Below are 17,105 nucleotides of genomic sequence, written 5' to 3' on the forward strand. Positions count from 1 at the left end.
GGCGTCTGCGTGCGGACGCCTGGCTACGCGGCGTCGTCGCTCGGCTGCGCCACCGACTCCTGGCTGCCGACAGTGAGCCGGGTCTTGTGTCGCACGATGTAGATCGAGAACGGGATCAGCTGGCACACCAGCAGCGCGAACGCGACGCCGATCAGAGGTCCGGCGATTCCGAGCACGGGGGTGAGGACGAAGGAGAGTCCGATTCCGACAGCCGCCATACTCAGCGTGGGGATCACCTGGAATCGGATGCCGGGCTTGTCCATGATGAACATGCCCAGCGGATACACGGCCGCGGTCATCATGATCATCAGCCCGAAGGCGAAGATGGTGCTCGGCCGCACCGTCAGCTCGCCCTGCGTGATGAAGCCGAAGAGCCAGGGACCGACCAGCCAGACCATGACTGTCGCGACCGCGATGGCGACGGCGAACAGGGCGGAGAGCAGAAAGGGGCCACGCCGGAGATCGCCGTCATGCCGCATTCGCGCGAAATGTGGCCACAGGGCCAGGCCACCGGCCATCACCAGCCCGTTGAGAGCGAAGAAGACCTGTCCGGCCACGCCGTATTCGGCGACATCGGTCGGCCCGCCGAGCTGCGCGATGACGTATCGCTGGGATCCCACGGCGATGGGATAGGTCACCATCTGCGCAAGCATCGGCCAGCCGACATCCATCACGCGCACGCCGGGGAAACGGCGCGGACGCAGAACCATCCGCACGGCCGACGGGATCAGCGGCGACGTCGTGCGCGCCGTGATCAGGATGCCCAGCACGGAAACCAAGAAGGACGCCGCGAACGAGGCGATCGCGACGAATGAATGGAGGTTCTCCCCGCCGAACGTGAGGATCAGCCACACCCCGGCCATCGTGAGCGGAGAGATCAAGCCCTGCAGCAGGATCACGACGTGGTTGCGGCGCTGTCCGAGCATGATGCGCACCCAGATGCCGAGCGGGATCCCCAGGCAGAAGATGGTCACGCAGTAGAACGCCGCCAGCGACGCACCCGGGCGTCCGCCGGCCTCTCCGAAGACCAGCTCCCAGGCGCCGGTGAGGACGAGGACGGTGTTGATCGCCATCGCGCTGGCCGCGAACATGAGCAGCACGCGTCCGACGGAGGTGAGCTGGTACCTCAGCTTCTCGTCGGTGCGCACGTCGTCGCTCGTCGCGACGGCGTTGACCAGGACCGCCCCGCTGCCGAGGTCGGTGAACGTCAGCAGCGAGGGGATCGTGGTCAGCAATGTGTAAAGGGCGAAGCTGTCGACGCCCGCGCCTCCGATGATCATGCGCGTCGTGAGAACGCCACAGACAAGCGCGATGACCATCGTCAGCGCGCGGGCGCCGACAGCGAGAAGTGAACCCATACCTACATCGTCACCGCTGTCGGGCTCCCAGCGACGCGCCGTTGACGGGGAGTCGCGATACCGAGGCGATATCTGCCGGCACCGGGACCCCTGCGGACGCGCGGGTGGCGAGCAGCATGAACTCCCCGTTGACGACGCTCGCCCCTTCGACGAACTGCGATCGCCGGTCGTGACCGGTCGCCGCGGTGAACGCCGCAAGCGTGTCGGCTACCGTCGGGTCCTTCGACACCGCGCCTCGGGACCATGCCGAGAACCATCTCGGTGTGCCCGGCGCCGTGCGGTGATACAGGTTGCCGTCGATACTCGACACCATCTGCGCGCCGGTGAATCTCAGCGAGTAGTCCTGCACGCACACGAGGCAGTTGCCCGCGCTCTCCGCGATGACATTGTTCGATACCACCGTGTTGCGCACGGTCCACGGTGCCAGCGGGGCGTACCTCGTCCGGGGGTCGTGACCCGCGGCGTTCGGATCGGAGGCGCTGCGCGCATCCTGCCCGATGCTGATGTTGCGGTTCGCGTTGCCGACGAAGGTGTTGTTCCAGATCTTCACGTTGCCGGAGTTGAGCACGAAGAGACCGAAGTCGCCGTTGCGCGCGATGATGTTGTCGGCGACGATCGCCCGCTCGGACAGCTCGACCATGACACCATGACCGGTGTTGCCGATCACGTCGTTGCCGGTGAAGGCGATGTCGATGACGGACTCGTCGAACCACGGTCCCCGCCCGTTGTTCGCGGTGAAGGCGCTGTCGGACACCGTCACCTTCTGCGTTCGAGTGACCTTGAAGGCGCCCGAGACCGGAGAGTGGTTGAAGCCCTCGGAGTTGTTCCCGGTCGAGAGCATCTGCGTCACCTTGAGCCCGTCGGCCTGCGAGGCTCCTCCGCCGAGCAGCCCGTTGCCGATCAGCGACACCCGATTCAGCGTGGTCCGCGGAGACCACGAGTAGAAGCCCGTCGTCGAGTTGTCACGGATCGTCACGTCGGTGAGCGACACGTCGGCGGCAGCCGCGATCACCGTGCCCATCTCGGGGACGGTGGTGGCGTACCGACGGACGCCGATCCCACGGATCGCCGTACCGGCCGAACGGATCGAGAGCGCCTGTGTGAGCACGCTCGCCTCGACGGGTTTGCCCGTCGGGTTCGTGCCGATCACGAGTCGCTTCGCCGCGTCATCCACGAAGAACGTCCCGGCCTTGACCTGCGCCGCGGTGGCGACCTGGCGCAGCTGCACGCCCGCCACCCAGACCTGGTCCGGGTGGGCGGCCATCGGACGCTCCGGGTTCACGAAGCGCCACTCGGCCTGCGTGTTGTCGGGAGCGCCCTTGGTGTAGGTCGGGCTCGAATCGAGCTTCGTCGTCCAGCCGTCGACGACCCAGGTGCTCCCCGATGCCTTCCACCCCGTGACGGACTTCGCGCCGTCGAGCCAGACCGCCTCGTTCGACGCCGGCTGGATGGTGACCTTCTTCTGCGGGGGGATCACGATCTGCTCGTGATACGTGCCGCCACGCAGAACGATGGTCCCGCCATTCGGGACCAGACGCAGGGCGGCGCCGATCGTCTTGACCGGCGAGTTCTTGGTGCCGGCAGCGCCGTCCGAGCCCGCGGGAGCAGCGTAGATCGCCGTCGCCGGGGCGTCGTAGGAGAGCGAGCCCGGGACTCGTGCACCCGGCTCACCGCGCACACCTGCCGGAGTCGCGGGAGTGACGGGCCCGGGAGCCGGTGCCGGAGCGGGCGCCGGTGCGGGTGCCGGAGCAGGCGCCGGTGCGGGCGCCGGTGCGGGTGCCGGGGTCGGTGCCGGTGGACGCGTGGGGGCCGGAGCAGGGGCCGGCGCCGGAGCACCAGCGGCGGTGGCGCGGATGTCATCGATGCCGACGGGTACCGCCGACTTCGCCCCGGACGAGGTGTAGAGCGCGAAAGCGTAGCCACCCGGCTTCTGCAGGCGCGCGGAGGATGCATCCGAGTGCGAGACCTGCCACGCCGACGGCTCTGCGGCACCCGAGACCCATGCCTTCGCCGAGAGGGCGACGGGGTTCGTGCCGGTCACTCGGAATGCGACGTCCAGCGAGGTCCCACTCTTCACGGTCAGCGGAAGGCGACGCTCGGCGAGGTTCTGAACCCCGGTGAGGTCGGTGAGTCGGACGACGGACACGTAGGCCGAGCCATCGGGGTGCACGCGCACCCGCACTCCGTACGAGTCCTTCCCCGAGACCCGGACAGCCTGTGCCAGGTAGAGCGGCCCACCGACGGGGAGCTTCGGGATCGAGAGCGAGAACCGGCTGTCGACGTCGGCAGCCGAGACGCCGGCCACGGTCGCCCGGGCGGTGATCCCGGGTTTGCGGCTCGCCAGGAGAGCCACATCTCCGGTGACGCTGGAGGCGCCTTCGGTGACGCGCCACGCGCCGACCGCCGAAGAACCCCATCCGGAGCCGACCGTGCGGTCCATGTCGTCGTCGATGACGGGGGCAGGAGCCGCCGCCGCCGGGCGCGCCGCTCCCTGCGCCAGGTCTGCCGACGCGGATGCCGGAACCGACGTCAGCGCGGCTGTGACTCCCAACACGGCGGCGAGAGCACCCGCGAGCGCTCGTCGGCGGTGTTGTCGGGGCTGGCGGGAGGTCTTTCGGGATGAGGCGAGCTCAAGGAACGGAAGGGACATATGTCACCGTTTTCTGGGGCAGGTTCAACGATCAACCAGCACCTCGCCGCTGTTTACACCCCGGCGGTGAAGTGCGAGTCCCCCTCGCAACTCATGAAGAGTAACCGGCTCAGGAGGCAAAGACAAACGGGCACCGCCTTCCGACCGATATACGCCATGATGGCGTGAACCCCGGTCAGCGGTCAATCGCTGTAGTACTCGCTGCGATGTCTATCGGGTCGAGCCCTGTTCAGCACCGTCCCGAGAATGCGGGCACCACCGGACTCGAGCGACTTGATGCTCTTCGTCAGCGCGGCACGGCGCGTCTTGGTCGCATCGACGACGAGGATGACTCCGTCTGTCTGGGTGGCGAAGAGGTTCGCATCCGCAACGCTCAGCGTGGGGGGAGAGTCGATAACGACGTAGTCGTACTCGGCTGCGGCGAAATCGAGCAGCTGCGCCATGCGCGACGACGTGAGCAGTTCGGCCGGGTTGGGAGGCACCGTGCCGGCGGGCAGGATGTCCAGCGTGCTGTCGGCGACGCTGTGCTTGGCCACCTCGAACTCGACCTCGTCGAGCAGCACGCTCGTGAGACCGATGGACCCATCGATGCCGGCGTGCTCGTGCGCGCGCGGGCGGCGCATGTCGGCGTCGATCAGCAGCACGGAGTTGCGGAGGCCCGCGAGCGTCATGGCCAGGTTCACCGACACCGTCGACTTGCCCTCGGCCGGCATGCCCGACGTGACCAGGAGCACCTTCACGCGCGACGACACATTCGCATAGGCGAGGGCGGAGCGGATGCGGCGGAACTCCTCCGATGTGTGCCCCAGCGGCTCCTGCGCCACGGCGATGCCGCGCGTCGCCAGCAGCGGGGACTTCGACACGACACCGAGCACAGGGTCGCCCCCTGCCTGCGTGAGCGACTCCTCGTTGCGCACACGGGTGTCGAGGACCCCGATCAGGATGGCGACGGCGAGGCCGAGCACCCCGCCGAGGAAGCCGCCGAGAAGGGCATCGCGAGGCTTGCTCGGGGTGAACTGGAACTCCGGCACGACCGCATCGTCGATGACCTGCGCGGTGATCGTGGACTCGCCCTGCGGATCCTTGGGAGCCACATCCTTGACGGCGACGATGAGCTGGTCTGCGACGGCGTTCGCCAGCTCGGCCGATGCTTCTGCGTCGTCCGCGATGCCGGTGATGCGGAGCGTGACCGTACTCTGCGGGATCGACACCTCGATGTCACGGGCCAAAGCGTGTGGCGTGGTGTCGAGGTCGAGTTCTTCGATGACGGGCTCGAGCACGCGCGAGCTGGTGGCGAGCTGAGCGAACGACAGCATCTGGCTCTGCGTGTACACCGATCCCTGGTTGAGGTCGGAGGCGCTGGTTCCCTGGTTGAGGGCGAAGTACAGCGAGGTCGTCGCCTGGAAGAGCGGCGTCTGCAAGGACGCATATCCGTATGACCCCGCCGCCCCGAGAACGGCGGACAGCACGATCAGCCACCAGAACTTGCGCAACGAGCTCACGATGACGCGCAGACTGACCCGGCTCTCGCCCATGGTTCCCCATTCCCCCTGAGATTTCGATTCTAGATGAGTCAACGTTTCGGCATCCTCACCCTTGTGGATGCGACGCCCTGGCACCTTGCGGCAGCCGCAGCCCCTCCGGCGGGCCGATGTCGACGCCCGCGGCTTCGTCATCGGCCCCTCCGAGCATCGCCGAGTCTCTCGCCCAGGTGATGGCCAGGCCGACGCAGAACCAGAGGAACATGCTGTACTGCGTGATGAGGGCGACCACCACCAGGCTCGGAAGCTGTCCGACGACCGCGAGCGCGGCGGGGCTTCGCGTCGAACGCCTCAGTGCCATCCACGCCGCGCAGACGACGGCAGCCATGATGAGGAAGGTCGGCACGTACCCGTACCGCAGCAGGGTGAGGACGAGTGCGTTGTCGACGGATCTGGCGAAGTAGCCGAGGTAGTAATCGCCCGAGACCAGGGAATGCCAGTCGCCCGGGTTGCCGAAGACCTGCACCTGTTCGAGGAGCACGAGCAGGTCCGTCCGATAGTCCGCGCTACCGCCCGCCTCTTCCCCCGCTGCTCCGAAGACCGTATCGATGATGGGGATGACGATGGCCGTTCCGACCGCACCGGCCACGGCGACGGTCGCCCGGAACCGGGTGGAGACCCCAGCGATCAGGAATGTGGAGAGGATGAGCGTGAGCACGAGCGTCAGGAGTCCCACGCGACTGAAGGTGAGGACCGTCGCCACCGCGATGATCACCACCCCGCTGATCTTCGGGGCGAGCCGCCACCTGGTCGCGACGACGAACGCCGACGACATGGCCAGGGCTGCGCCGAGCGCGATCGAGTGTCCGAAAGCGCCCTCCGCCCTCAGCACTCCCCCGCGCTCCTGCAGCGGGCTCCAGGTGTCGTAGATGACCCCCGACCCCGGTATGAGCACGAACGGGTTGAACGAAGTGAAGAACTCCACGACGGCGAGGGTCGCGGCGACCACGGCGACGATCGCGATGGTCGAGGTCACCCATGCGGTGCCGACCCGGGCGAGCACCACGCGGCCCCAGATATAGGGGATCACCCATTCGAGCAGCGCGGCGACGAGGGACGCGAGGTCCACGGAGCCGAAGGCGTACAGGCCGACGGTGACGATGATGAACACCGCCACCCACGCGTCGGCCGCCCTCAGCGGGACGATCGACCAGTTGACGACGATCAGCAGCGCTGTGAGGAGCGTGATCGCGGCCCAATAGAAGCCGATGTTCACCCCCACCCAGAGGGGGACGAAGAAGAGCACGCACGCCCAGATGACGAATGCCGCTCGAGGCATCATCCGGAGCACGAGAACGACGAGGGCCAGTGCGGCGAGACCTCCGACTGCGAGGAGCACGATCGGAACAGCAGTGGCCATGCGTCAGGATCCTACTCGGGGGTGGTGGCGCGGAACGAATCTCATGAGCCTGTCCTCCCCGCCGGTGTCACCGGGCGCTATGCGCTCGGGCCGCAGTCAATATGTAACACGTCAGCACTCACGAACAAGTGAGGCGCGCCCTCGTCCGCCGGCGCGTGAGCACCGACGGACGGGAGCGCACCTCACGTGCGCCGCGTCGCTCCGCTACGGGGCGGTCACCCGGAACGAGTCGAAGGAGACACCGAGTGCCGCCGTCGCGCTCCCCGAGCGGTTGCCGCTCAGGCCGACCGAACCGGCCCCCTGCAACGGCGTCGCATCCGTCGCGTTGAGCTGCCAGTTCGCCGGCTCCGTGCCACCCGACGCCCAGATCTTCGCCGAGATCGCCGTCGGCGACGTGCCGGTGACGGAGACCTTCAACGTGTAGGAAGTGTTCGCCGTGAAGGCGAGCCCTGACACGGGCTGCGTCAGCAGCACGGTGCCGTCGCGGTGAGCCACGAGCCAGATGGTCCCGTCAGGACGGAGCCATGCCCGGACCAGGTACTTGCCTGCGGCCGACTGACGCGCGATGACTCCGATGTACGCGCCGCCCGCTGCCGGGGCCTGATCGACGCGGAACTGCGTCTGAAGGACGGCGTCGGTGATCGAGGTCGTGTTGAGTGTCGCGTGGCGCGTGTCCCCGGCGATCAGAGCCATCTTGCCCTGGCCGTCCGCCACGGTGGCCGCTGCCTGCGAGCCGCCGGCGATCGTCCAGGCGCCGCCCACGACCGCGCTGCCCCAGCCGGGGCCGGAGGTCCGCTCGAACTCGTCGCCTGCCAACGGAGCGGGTTCGGGCTCGGGATCCGGGTCGACAGGAGCCGCGGCGACCGTGACCTGCTTGGTCGCGGTGTGCGTCGCCCCCTTGTTGTCTGTCACGGTGAGCGTCACGGTGTAGGTTCCGGCTGCGGCGTAGGTACGGGAGCTGGTCGCACCCGTGCCCGTGGAGCCGTCGCCGAAGTTCCAGGCGTAGGAAGCGATGGTGCCGTCCGAATCCGTCGACGCGGTGCCGTCGACGTTGGCCGTCAACGCCGTCGCGGTCGCCGAGAAGGCGGCCACCGGTGCGACGTTGGTGGGCTCGGGCTCCGGCTCGGGATCCGGCACCACGGCGCCGAGGTTCTTCAGCGTGAAGTCGTCGAAGCTCGCGAGGTTGGTGCCGGTCGCCGTGCCGGAACGGTACGAGTACACGGTGGGCGCTCCCGCGACCTGGAGGGCCGGAGTCGCGTCCGTCGTCGACAGCTGCCAGCTGGCGGGCTCTGCGGCTCCGCCCGCCCACAGCTTGGCGCGGATGGTGGTGGTCGTCGAACCGGTCGTCTCCATCGCCAGGTTGAACGTGCTTCCCGCTGTCCACGTGAGACCTGCGACAGCGGTGCTGGCGATCGCCGTGCCGTTGCGCTGGATCACGAGCCAGGAGCTGCCGTCGGCGCGGTGCCATGCGAGTGCGCGGTAGCCGTTGGAGCCGGACCGACGTGCGCCGAGCCCTTCATAGGCGACACCCGTCGACGGCCCGGAGGACAGCGTGTAGCTGATCCGTGCCGAGGTGTCGAGCAGAGACGTGCCCTGCAGGAGCATCTCGCGGGTCTCACCCGGCGTGAGGTTGACCTTGCCCACTCCGTCGCCGACGGAGGTGACAGCGGCGGAACCGCTCATGGGTGCCCACGTGCCACCGGCATCGGCTGCACCCCAGCCGCTCGAGACCACGCGGCCGAACGAGTCGGATGCCGCGAAGACCTGAGCCTGCGTCGTCACGGACTTCGTGACGCTCGCCGACCCGCCGAGGCTGTCGGTCACCGTCAGGGTGATGTCATGTGCACCCGCCTGGCTGTACGTGTGACCGGCGGTGGCTCCCGAACCGGCGGGAGTACCGTCGCCCCAGTTCCAGGAGTAGGACAGCGTCGCCCCGTCAGAGGCACTCGACCCGGCCGCCGAGACGTTCACGGTCATGCCCGAAGCCGTCGACGTGAACGTCGCGACCGGATCTGCGTGAGTGGTGACCGCCTGACGCGTGGTCGTCGCGGTGCCGCCCCGGTTGTCCGTGACCGTCAGGGTCACCGTGCGCGTTCCCGCCGTGGCGTACACGTGGCTGGCGACCTGGCCGGTCGACGTCGTTCCGTCACCCCAGTTCCATGCGTACGAGGAGATGGTGCCATCGGAATCGGTGGATGCGGACGCATCCGCGGAGACCGAGAGTCCCGTCCCGGTGACCTCGAAGGACGCTGTCGGCAGCACGTTCGCCGCCTGGACCACGACCGGCTTCTCCGTCGTCGCGGCCAGCCCGTTGCTGTCCGTGACGGTGAGCTTCGCCGTGTAGGTTCCGGAAGCCGCATACGTGTGCGAAGCCGTCGCTCCGGAGCCCGCCGGCGACTCGTCTCCGAAGTCCCACTGGTAGTCGGTGATCGTCGCGGAGCCGGCCGGAGCCGAGGCGGCGGCGTCGAAGGCCACATCGAGATCCGTCGCGGTCGCCGTGAAGGACGCGGTCGGTGCCTGGAAGCCCTTGCCGACGCCGTAGTGCGTCTGCACCTGGGCCGGTGTCAGCGCGAACGGGTAGACGGCGACCTCGTCGAGCGCTCCCTTGAAGTACTTGGAGCTCGGTGCCGAAGGCCAGCTGCTGAGGTTGTCCCCGCCGATGCGCCAGTAACCGAGGTAGTTCTCCGCGCTGGTGCCGGAGGCGTCGGATGCGACGAGCGTGCCGTCGACGTACAGCTTCATCCCCGCAGAGCTCTGCGTCGCCACGGCATGGTGCCAGGCGTTGTTGTTCAGGGCCGTGCTGTTCTGAATCGTCCGAGTGCTCCCGTCATAGGCGCCGAAGACGAGCCGACCGTTGTTGGTCATGTAGAGGTGACGGTCGTAGCTGGTGGAGTCGCCGGAGGCGGCGCTCCCGTAGCCGATCAGCTTTCCACCGGTGGTGGAGTTGGTCTTGAACCACAGCTCGGTCGAGTACTCGGAGGGTGCGGCGACCTTGTTCGTCGTCGCGACGCGTCCCGTGGAGGTACCGGTGAATGTCGATGCTCCCGTCGCGGTGTTCGCGACGCCGGACGTGGATGTCGTGACGCCCGAGCCGAAGACGGGCGTGTTCGTACCGGCCCAGTCCTGCGGGGAGTTACCCAGCGGGTAGTAGAGCTGCGGCGCGTCGGCGGTCACGGCATCCACGTACGTGGATGCTGCCCCTGCCGTCACCGTCGCGCTGACGGCCTGGCTGCTCACCGCGTTCCCGTTGCCGTCCTTCGCGACGACGGTGTACTCCTGCTGAGTCCCGGGAGGCGCCGTCTTGTCTTCGAGGCTGATCGTGGGGCGGTTCCACCAGGTCGCGTCGGCCGTCAGAGTGGCGACCGGCGTCGCGGTGCCCGTGCGTCGCAGCTCGTACGTGAGCGTCAGATCGTCACGATCCCAGTTCGAGGGGATCGAGACGCGCACGCGACCGGGGATGAAGGACTGCGCGGTGGCGGTCCAGTTCGCTCCGGAGAGACGCGGACCGTCCTTCGCTCCGCCCGGAGGCGTCGTCGAGAAGCGCACGAGGCCCTCGAAGCGCCCGTTGTTGACCGAGCGGAACTCTCCGCCGATCGAGATCATGTTGCCCGCTCCGGTGATGGAGAGGCCGGCCTGCCCCATGCCCGTCGTCACACCGACAGCCCAGTCGGGCGTCCAGGCGTAGCCGGACGGCGCCGGTGTACCGGCCCAGTTCTTGTAGGTGCTGCCGGCCGCGGGCTGGTTCCCCAGCGTGCCGCGGGCGTCGGCCGTGTAAGCCTCGGAGTAGCGGTGCGTGCGCGGGTTCTGCTCGGGGTGCATGCCCATCGTGCCGCAGGCGTGCGTGTGGCTCGTCGTGTACACGACCTTGCCTGTGGAGTAGACGCCGTAGTGGTCGCCGAGGCAATCGGAGATCCAGCGCACCTGGCCGGTCCCGGCCTCTGCCGCGAACGTCCCTTCCAGGTTTCCGGTGGCGGCGTCGGCATACACCCAGCCGGTGCCGTACACGGCGTTGGCATCGGCGGCCAGGCCGAAGATGCCGGCCTTGCCGGAGTTGGCGCCGGTGATCGAACCGTTCTTGACGGTCTGCGGGAGGGCCCAGGCGGTGTCGACGGCGCCCGTCGTCTTGTCGAGCGCGACGGTGCCGCGCATCGCCAGGTTGCCGTTGACCTGCGAGAAGCGACCGGCGGCGATGACGTTCTGCCCTGCCGGGTCCATCACCATCGCGTCGACCTGGAGGTCGCTCTGCGGTGCCCAGCTCAGCAGGGCGCCGTTGGCGGCGTTGAAGCCGGCGAGGTTCTTGCGGGCCGTGCCGTTGCCCTGCGTGAACAGACCACCGACGTAGACACTCGACCCGGATGTGGCCAAGGCGTAGACGCCCGTGCCGCCGATCGACGGGTTGAACCCCGGCACCAGCTGGCCGGTCGCCGCATCCAGGGCGGCGAAGTTCCAGCGCGCCTGTCCGTTGACCGAGTTGAACGACCCGCCGATGTAGATGCGACTGCCGTCGGGCGAGGCCGCGACCGCCTTGATCACGCCGTTCACCTGCGGCGCGAACGACAGCAGCTGGCCCGTGTTGATGTCATAGGCGAGGACGTTCGACCGCGCGGTCAGACTCGTGCCCGGGACCGCCAGAGGCGCGCGCGCATTGTCGAACTTGCCGACCGCGTACACGGTCGAGCCGATCGTCGTCTGCGCCCAGACGTAGCCGTTGTCGATCTGGACCGTCGGAATCGGATCCGACGTCACGACGTTGTCATCCCGCTGCAGCAGCGGCGGCGGAGACACGTCGGCAGCCGAAGCGGCCTGTGCCCCCAGCGTCGTCATCCCCGCGACCAGCAACGCTGCTGTCACGACAGAAGCCAGCGCTCCCAGCGCCCGCTTCGTGATTGTTGTGTTCCCCATTAGTGACTCCCCAGCCGCCGAACGTTCTTGAGTATGAAATTGCGAAAGTGCGATGAAAGATCGGTGCGCGCCAGCGCGCTCATTGTCAGGACAGCGTGCCGGCGAAGGTCGCCACCGGCTCGCCCGCGGCGTAGTTGACGCTGATCTTCACGGAGCGCCCCTTCGTCGGATCGAGCATGAAGACGTAGGTCCCGGTGGCCTTCGCGCCGGCGGCCAGATCGCCCGTCAGCGGCTTGTTCGGCCCCGCGGTCGTGCCGACCCCGATATCTCCGTCGTCCGTCGTCAGACTGACGACGGCGGATTCGACGCTCTGCGCCCGCTTCGAGTCGTTGGACACGGAGACGGCGACCACGACGGCCGGACCGGCGTACTCGCCCGGCGTCTCCGGCTTGACGGTCATGGTCGAGATCTTGTCGATCGTGACGACCATGTCGGTCGACAGGGCGATCGGCTCGTCGAGCGCTCCGCTCTCCTCCGTCAGTGACGGCGCCTCGGTGGGCCCTGCGGCCTCATCCTCGGCAGGCGGCGTCCAGTCCGTGGTGCTGGTGCCCTCGGGCGTCGGCGACTCGGAGGCGTCGGGGGCTGCGGTGCAGCCTGCCGTCACGAGTGCGAGCGCCACCAGAGGCGCGATGAACATCGCGCGTCTCGAGCGCGAAGTGCCGTCCCCACGACGGCATGATGAAACATTGAACACTGCAGCTCCCCAGAACCCAGATCCCCATTCCGAAGCCCCCTCGGCCTCGGTCCCCACCGCGCAGAACGCGGCATCGGCTAATGATAGTGCGGGGAGCGGGAAACCACAAGGGTTCGCTCAGGATGCGTGCCGTCGGTGCCCGCCGAGCTGGGCGAGGATCGTCGCCGTCGACGACTGCACCTCGGCGAGGGTATCGCGGTGGCCCCGGCTGCCGTGCCGGTCGGCGATGCTCGCCGGGTCGGCGGATCCTCGGTTTCCGAAAAGACGTCGGATCCTGCTCCCGACTCCGTCGCTGCTGGCGAGCGGCACCGCCCGGGACCGCGCTCGATCCAGATACGCGACGTAATCCGCCACACGGTCGGGTCCTGTCGACGAGAATCCCGCTCCGAGATGGGCGGCTTCCTTGAGCGTGAACATCCAGTCGCGCGAGCGCGGAGCGAGCCGCACCAGCTCGCCGCGGATGTCCCGCGATGCGGTGAGGATCAGGGTCGACTGCTCGATGAGGTCGATGGTCACCGGCCGCGCGTGGTGGGACTGCGCCTGTTCGCGCCATCCCTCGTCATCGTGGAGCGACGAGACCAGCGTGCAGATCGCATCACCCTCGGTCGCGCGGACGCCCGCACTGCTGACCGATATCGATGAGTCCTCCCCGAGTCCCCGTCGCAAGGCGAGCTCCGCCAACGGCGACCGGCAGACGTTCGCGGCGCACACGACCAGGATCTTCTCACCGGTCATGCGTCGGCACCGAGCCTTCCGATCTCGCGGAACCATTTGACCGCGGCGAGCGCGAGGAACAGGACCGCAGCGGCGCACAGCAGGCCGTAGCCGATGAGGAACGCCGGCGTCCACCCCCACAGCACGAAGACGAGACAGACCAGACCGAAGTCGGTCGGCAGCAGGACGAGCGATCGCACGAGCGTGCCCCCACCGCGCTCGTGGGTCGACGCCACCGCGTGCTTGCCCTTGAGCAGGTCGTTGAGGAGCATCCCCGAGAAGGTCGTCGACGCGACGATGCTGAACACGATTGGGATCAACAGCAGCACCGGTGTCTCCGGGAGGACCCGGTAGAGACCGATCAGCACCCCGAGGTGGAGGGATGCGATCTTGAGGGTGTCGATGAAGTGGTCGAGCCATTCGCCCTGCGGACTGCCTCCGCCGCGCAGACGCGCGACCTGGCCGTCGGCGGAGTCCCAGGCGTAGCCGAGCACGAGCAGCACCGCGATCAGGAAGCCCATGGGCACGTTCACGGGTCCGAACGCGATGAGTCCGATCGCGACGAAGGAGTGCACCGCACTGATGATCGAGACCTGGTTCGGCGTGAGCCCGATGCGGTAGGCGACGGCGGCGAGGACCCGTCCGATCCGTCGGTTCACGTACACGGAGTACGCGGGGGCACCACGTGCATGGCCCTTCTGCGCGCGCGCGAGACGTCGGTATGCGTCTACGACCATTTCCTGCCCTTCCGATCGGTCCCCTGGGTGCGTGCGATCCGTCGAGCCTCTCGCACCCCGCGAAGGTAGGCGCGGATCGGAGCGGCCGACTGGATCAGCTGACGGCGTCCGCCGCGGAGGATCACCTCGCGGGCTGTTCGCGGGATCGAGCGGCGCCAGCGCCGCACGCCCGCATCATCGAGGTGACGCACCGCGAAGAGCATCCGGTTCCGGATGTTGTAGTAGTAGTAGGTCTCGGATTTCGCCCGCGAGACCTGGGGATCGGCGCGCTGCGTGCCCCCCTCGTCGTGCACCGCACTCGCGTCTTCGACGAGCGCCAGCGATCCGCCGGCCGACACGACCTTCCGCGAGAAGTCGACATCCTCCCAATAGAGGAAGTAGTCGTCGTCGAATCCTCCGGCGAGCTCCCAGACCTCACGCGTGATCCACAGGCATGCACCGCTCAGCCAGGGTTCGAAAGGCTGCGGATCACCCGACACGCGCTTGCGTCGTGCGCGCATCGTGCCGTCGTCGAGCAGGAGGTCGATACCGGCGAACCACGTGCGTCCGTCGGAGTCGGAGATCATCGGTGACGCGAGTGTCTTCCGGGAAGCCGCGGTGGCGGATTGCAGTCGGCGCAGCGACTCGCGGTCGATGTGCGCATCCGGGTTGATGACCAGGACGTCGGTCGCCCCGTCGGCGAGCGCGCGCTCCACGCCGATGTTCACACCGCCGCCGAAGCCCGTGTTGGACTCGGGGGCGATCAGCACCCACTCGTTCGCCCGCGCGACGTCTTCCGCGGCTCGACGCTCGTCAGCGGTGGACCAGTTGTCGACCACGATCACCGTCGCGCCGGGGTCGATCGTCCGCGCCTCGCGCGCGACGACCACCAGATTGCGCTGCAGAAGCTTCGCCGAGGCGTAGTTCACGACCACCACGGCGAGCCGACCGTGCTCGGTTGACACGCGATTCTCTCCCCCCGGATCCGCATCGCGGATCACCTCGGGTCGCCGGCCGAATTCCCCAGAGTCGCGACCGACGTCGACTCCCAGGAGAACGACTATACGCGAGAGACGCCTCCGGGCATGGGCTTCAGGGCGATCACGGTACGATGATGCCCGCGCCGGAGTGAAGGCGCGAGACTGCCATGGGGATGGTGCGGATGACCAGGGGACCGGAATCGAGCGACATGATCGCAGTGACGATCGGCATACCCACCTACCGGAGGCCGGACCTCCTGGAGGCACTGCTTCGCACCCTGCCGTCGCGTATCGCTGAATGCGCCGACCTCGGTCTCGACATCGACGTGCTCGTCGTCGACAACGACCCGGAAGGGTCGGCACGCGAGGTGGCCACCGGCACAGAGCTCCCTGTTCGCTACGTGGTCGAGCCGACGGCGGGGATCGTCGCCGCTCGCAACCGGATCCTCGACGAATGCGGCGATCGCGACCTCCTCGCCTTCATCGACGACGACGAGATCCCGCGGGAAGCCTGGCTCTCCTCTCTCCTCACGGTCTGGCGCGAGCAGGGAGCCGACGCGGTGATGGGACGGGTCATCTCCGTCTTCGACGAGGACGTCGATCCCTGGCTGCTCGCTTCCGGCACGTTCCGGCGACCGCCGAGGAAGACGGGCACGGTTCTGCAGGTCGCGGCCGCGGGGAACCTCCTGCTCGACCTCCGCTCCATCCGCCGGCTCGGCCTGCGCTTCGATCCGTCGCTGGGGCTCGGCGGCGGTGAAGACACCCTGTTCTCCCGACAGCTGGCTCAGCGCGGCGGCCTGATCGTCTGGTGCAACGAGTCCGAGACCGAAGACCTCGTCGTCGCCGCGCGACTCAGCCGGGCGTGGGCGGCGCAGCGTGCCTTCAGCTCGGCGAACGCCGGCACCCGGATCCAGTTGCAGCTCACCGAGGGGCGGGCGCGACGAGGGGTCCTGCGCGTTCGCGCCCTGGTCGGCGGTGTCGCCAGGATCATCGTCGGCGGTCTGCGACGAGCCTTCGGCGCGCTGACCCGCAACATCACCCACCACGCCAGAGGCACGCGCCTCGTGCACCGAGGTCGCGGCACGATCGCGGCCGCTCTCGGTCGCCGCTACGACGAGTACCGTCGCCCATCGGAGGATGACACCACCATGACCGAGACCGCTTCCACCATCCGCGTGATGCAGTCACTCGGCGCGCCGCGTGCGACGACGAACCCGTACAACAAGATGCTCGACGAGGCTCTGGGGTCCACCGAGGGGCTCGAGCGACTGCGCTTCTCGTGGGGCACGGCGCTCTTCGGGCGCTACGACGCCTTCCACTGGCACTGGCCAGAGGCCAAGCTGCACGGCTCGACCTGGTGGAAGTCGACCGGGAAGTTCCTCCTCACCACCGCGCTCGTCTTCCGGCACCGCCTCTCGCGGCGGATCGCCGTGGTGCGGACGGTGCACAACATCGAGCTCCCCGACGACAACGCGCCACGGTTGTGGCTGCTGCGCTTCATCGATCGCCACACCGACTACCGGATCGTCATCAACGAGACGACGCCGCTCCCGCCGGGGACGCCGCACAGCCTGATCCTGCACGGGCACTACCGCGACTGGTACGCGAAGTTCCCGGCGGCCGAGCGGGTGCCCGGTCGACTCGGATCGTTCGGCGGGGTGCGCCGCTACAAGGGCCTGGAAGGGTTCATCGACGCCTACGCGGAGGCCGTCACGACCGAGCCGACGCTGAGCCTGAAGATCGGCGGGCGCCCGTCCACCCCCGAGCTCGGCGACGACTTGAGGGCGCGGACCGCGGGCCTTCCCGGCGTCGAGCTGCACCTCGACTTCCTGACCGATGCCGAACTCGTCCAGCTCGCGACCTCGTCCGAGCTCATCGTGCTGGCGTACCGGTTCATGCACAACTCGGGCAGCGTGCTCGCCGCCCTGTCGATGGCGCGCCCGGTACTGGTGCCGCGCAACGAGGCGAACGAGGCGCTGGCGCGCGAAGTGGGCGCCGCGTGGGTGCTCATGTACGACGGCGACCTCGATGCACCCACGGTCGTCGAGGCCTGGCGCGCCGCATCGACGCTGACCGGGTCACCCGACCTCTCCCGACGTGAGTGGGCCGATGCCGGCCGTGCGCACCGGGACGCGTTCCGCGAAGGCGTCGCCCTCAAGCGTCGGCACCGCTGAGCGGCATCGCGCCACG

The 17,105-nt window shown here is 68.3% G+C and carries 10 protein-coding genes; 1 reads left to right on the forward strand and 9 read right to left on the reverse strand.

From position 1 onward, the window contains the following. Nucleotides 1–23 precede the first annotated feature (23 nt). The 9 genes from BQ2383_RS15330 to BQ2383_RS15370 all read right to left on the reverse strand — a co-directional run bounded on the left by BQ2383_RS15330 (nucleotide 24) and on the right by BQ2383_RS15370 (nucleotide 14,900). Complete coding sequence (locus BQ2383_RS15330) at nucleotides 24–1,358, reverse strand: lipopolysaccharide biosynthesis protein (protein WP_091035792.1); 1,335 nt, start codon at nucleotides 1,356–1,358, stop codon at nucleotides 24–26. A gap of 10 nt (nucleotides 1,359–1,368) precedes the next feature. Continuing rightward, nucleotides 1,369–3,912, reverse strand: coding sequence for a right-handed parallel beta-helix repeat-containing protein (locus tag BQ2383_RS15335; protein WP_244176023.1), 2,544 nt, complete (start codon nucleotides 3,910–3,912; stop codon nucleotides 1,369–1,371). A gap of 278 nt (nucleotides 3,913–4,190) precedes the next feature. Then, on the reverse strand, nucleotides 4,191–5,543 hold the full coding sequence (locus BQ2383_RS15340) for a polysaccharide biosynthesis tyrosine autokinase (RefSeq protein WP_091035795.1): 1,353 nt from the start codon (nucleotides 5,541–5,543) through the stop codon (nucleotides 4,191–4,193). A 55-nt stretch (nucleotides 5,544–5,598) separates the two neighbouring features. After that, nucleotides 5,599–6,909, reverse strand: a complete 1,311-nt coding sequence (locus tag BQ2383_RS15345; RefSeq protein WP_091035798.1) for a hypothetical protein — start codon at nucleotides 6,907–6,909, stop codon at nucleotides 5,599–5,601. Between the two features lie 204 nt (nucleotides 6,910–7,113). Beyond that, complete coding sequence (locus tag BQ2383_RS15350; RefSeq protein ID WP_205828739.1) at nucleotides 7,114–11,811, reverse strand: PKD domain-containing protein; 4,698 nt, start codon at nucleotides 11,809–11,811, stop codon at nucleotides 7,114–7,116. A gap of 85 nt (nucleotides 11,812–11,896) precedes the next feature. Continuing rightward, nucleotides 11,897–12,448 (reverse strand): DUF4352 domain-containing protein, encoded by a 552-nt coding sequence (locus BQ2383_RS15355; RefSeq protein WP_205828738.1) that lies wholly within the window; start codon nucleotides 12,446–12,448, stop codon nucleotides 11,897–11,899. Nucleotides 12,449–12,622: 174 nt separating this feature from the next. After that, nucleotides 12,623–13,240 (reverse strand): hypothetical protein, encoded by a 618-nt coding sequence (locus BQ2383_RS15360; protein ID WP_167381641.1) that lies wholly within the window; start codon nucleotides 13,238–13,240, stop codon nucleotides 12,623–12,625. Then, entirely contained in the window at nucleotides 13,237–13,956 is a 720-nt protein-coding gene (locus BQ2383_RS15365) for a CDP-alcohol phosphatidyltransferase family protein (RefSeq protein ID WP_091035807.1), read from the reverse strand. Before BQ2383_RS15365 ends, BQ2383_RS15360 begins: the two co-directional genes overlap by 4 nt. Further along, on the reverse strand, nucleotides 13,947–14,900 hold the full coding sequence (locus tag BQ2383_RS15370) for a glycosyltransferase family 2 protein (RefSeq protein ID WP_244176024.1): 954 nt from the start codon (nucleotides 14,898–14,900) through the stop codon (nucleotides 13,947–13,949). The genes BQ2383_RS15365 and BQ2383_RS15370 overlap by 10 nt, the downstream gene beginning before the upstream one ends. 197 nt (nucleotides 14,901–15,097) lie before the next feature. Here BQ2383_RS15370 and BQ2383_RS19545 point away from each other — a divergent pair, with 197 nt between their 5' ends. Then, a complete protein-coding gene (locus tag BQ2383_RS19545; RefSeq protein ID WP_244176025.1) occupies nucleotides 15,098–17,089 on the forward strand; it encodes a glycosyltransferase in 1,992 nt (663 codons plus the stop codon). Nucleotides 17,090–17,105 lie beyond the last annotated feature (16 nt).

Origin of the sequence: Microbacterium oxydans, from assembly GCF_900095745.1 — a bacterium.
GTDB classification, from domain to species: Bacteria; Actinomycetota; Actinomycetes; order Actinomycetales; family Microbacteriaceae; genus Microbacterium; species Microbacterium oxydans_B.

Bases quoted from the DNA above. Each gene is read 5' to 3' on its own strand.
- BQ2383_RS15330 (WP_091035792.1), bottom strand. From the start codon at position 1,358: ATGGGTTCACTTCTCGCTGTCGGCGCCCGCGCGCTGACGATGGTCATC.
- BQ2383_RS15340 (WP_091035795.1), bottom strand. From the start codon at position 5,543: ATGGGCGAGAGCCGGGTCAGTCTGCGCGTCATCGTGAGCTCGTTGCGC.
- BQ2383_RS15345 (WP_091035798.1), bottom strand. From the start codon at position 6,909: ATGGCCACTGCTGTTCCGATCGTGCTCCTCGCAGTCGGAGGTCTCGCC.
- BQ2383_RS15350 (WP_205828739.1), bottom strand. From the start codon at position 11,811: ATGGGGAACACAACAATCACGAAGCGGGCGCTGGGAGCGCTGGCTTCT.
- BQ2383_RS15355 (WP_205828738.1), bottom strand. From the start codon at position 12,448: ATGTTCATCGCGCCTCTGGTGGCGCTCGCACTCGTGACGGCAGGCTGC.
- BQ2383_RS15360 (WP_167381641.1), bottom strand. From the start codon at position 13,240: ATGACCGGTGAGAAGATCCTGGTCGTGTGCGCCGCGAACGTCTGCCGG.
- BQ2383_RS15365 (WP_091035807.1), bottom strand. From the start codon at position 13,956: ATGGTCGTAGACGCATACCGACGTCTCGCGCGCGCGCAGAAGGGCCAT.
- BQ2383_RS19545 (WP_244176025.1), top strand. From the start codon at position 15,098: ATGACCAGGGGACCGGAATCGAGCGACATGATCGCAGTGACGATCGGC.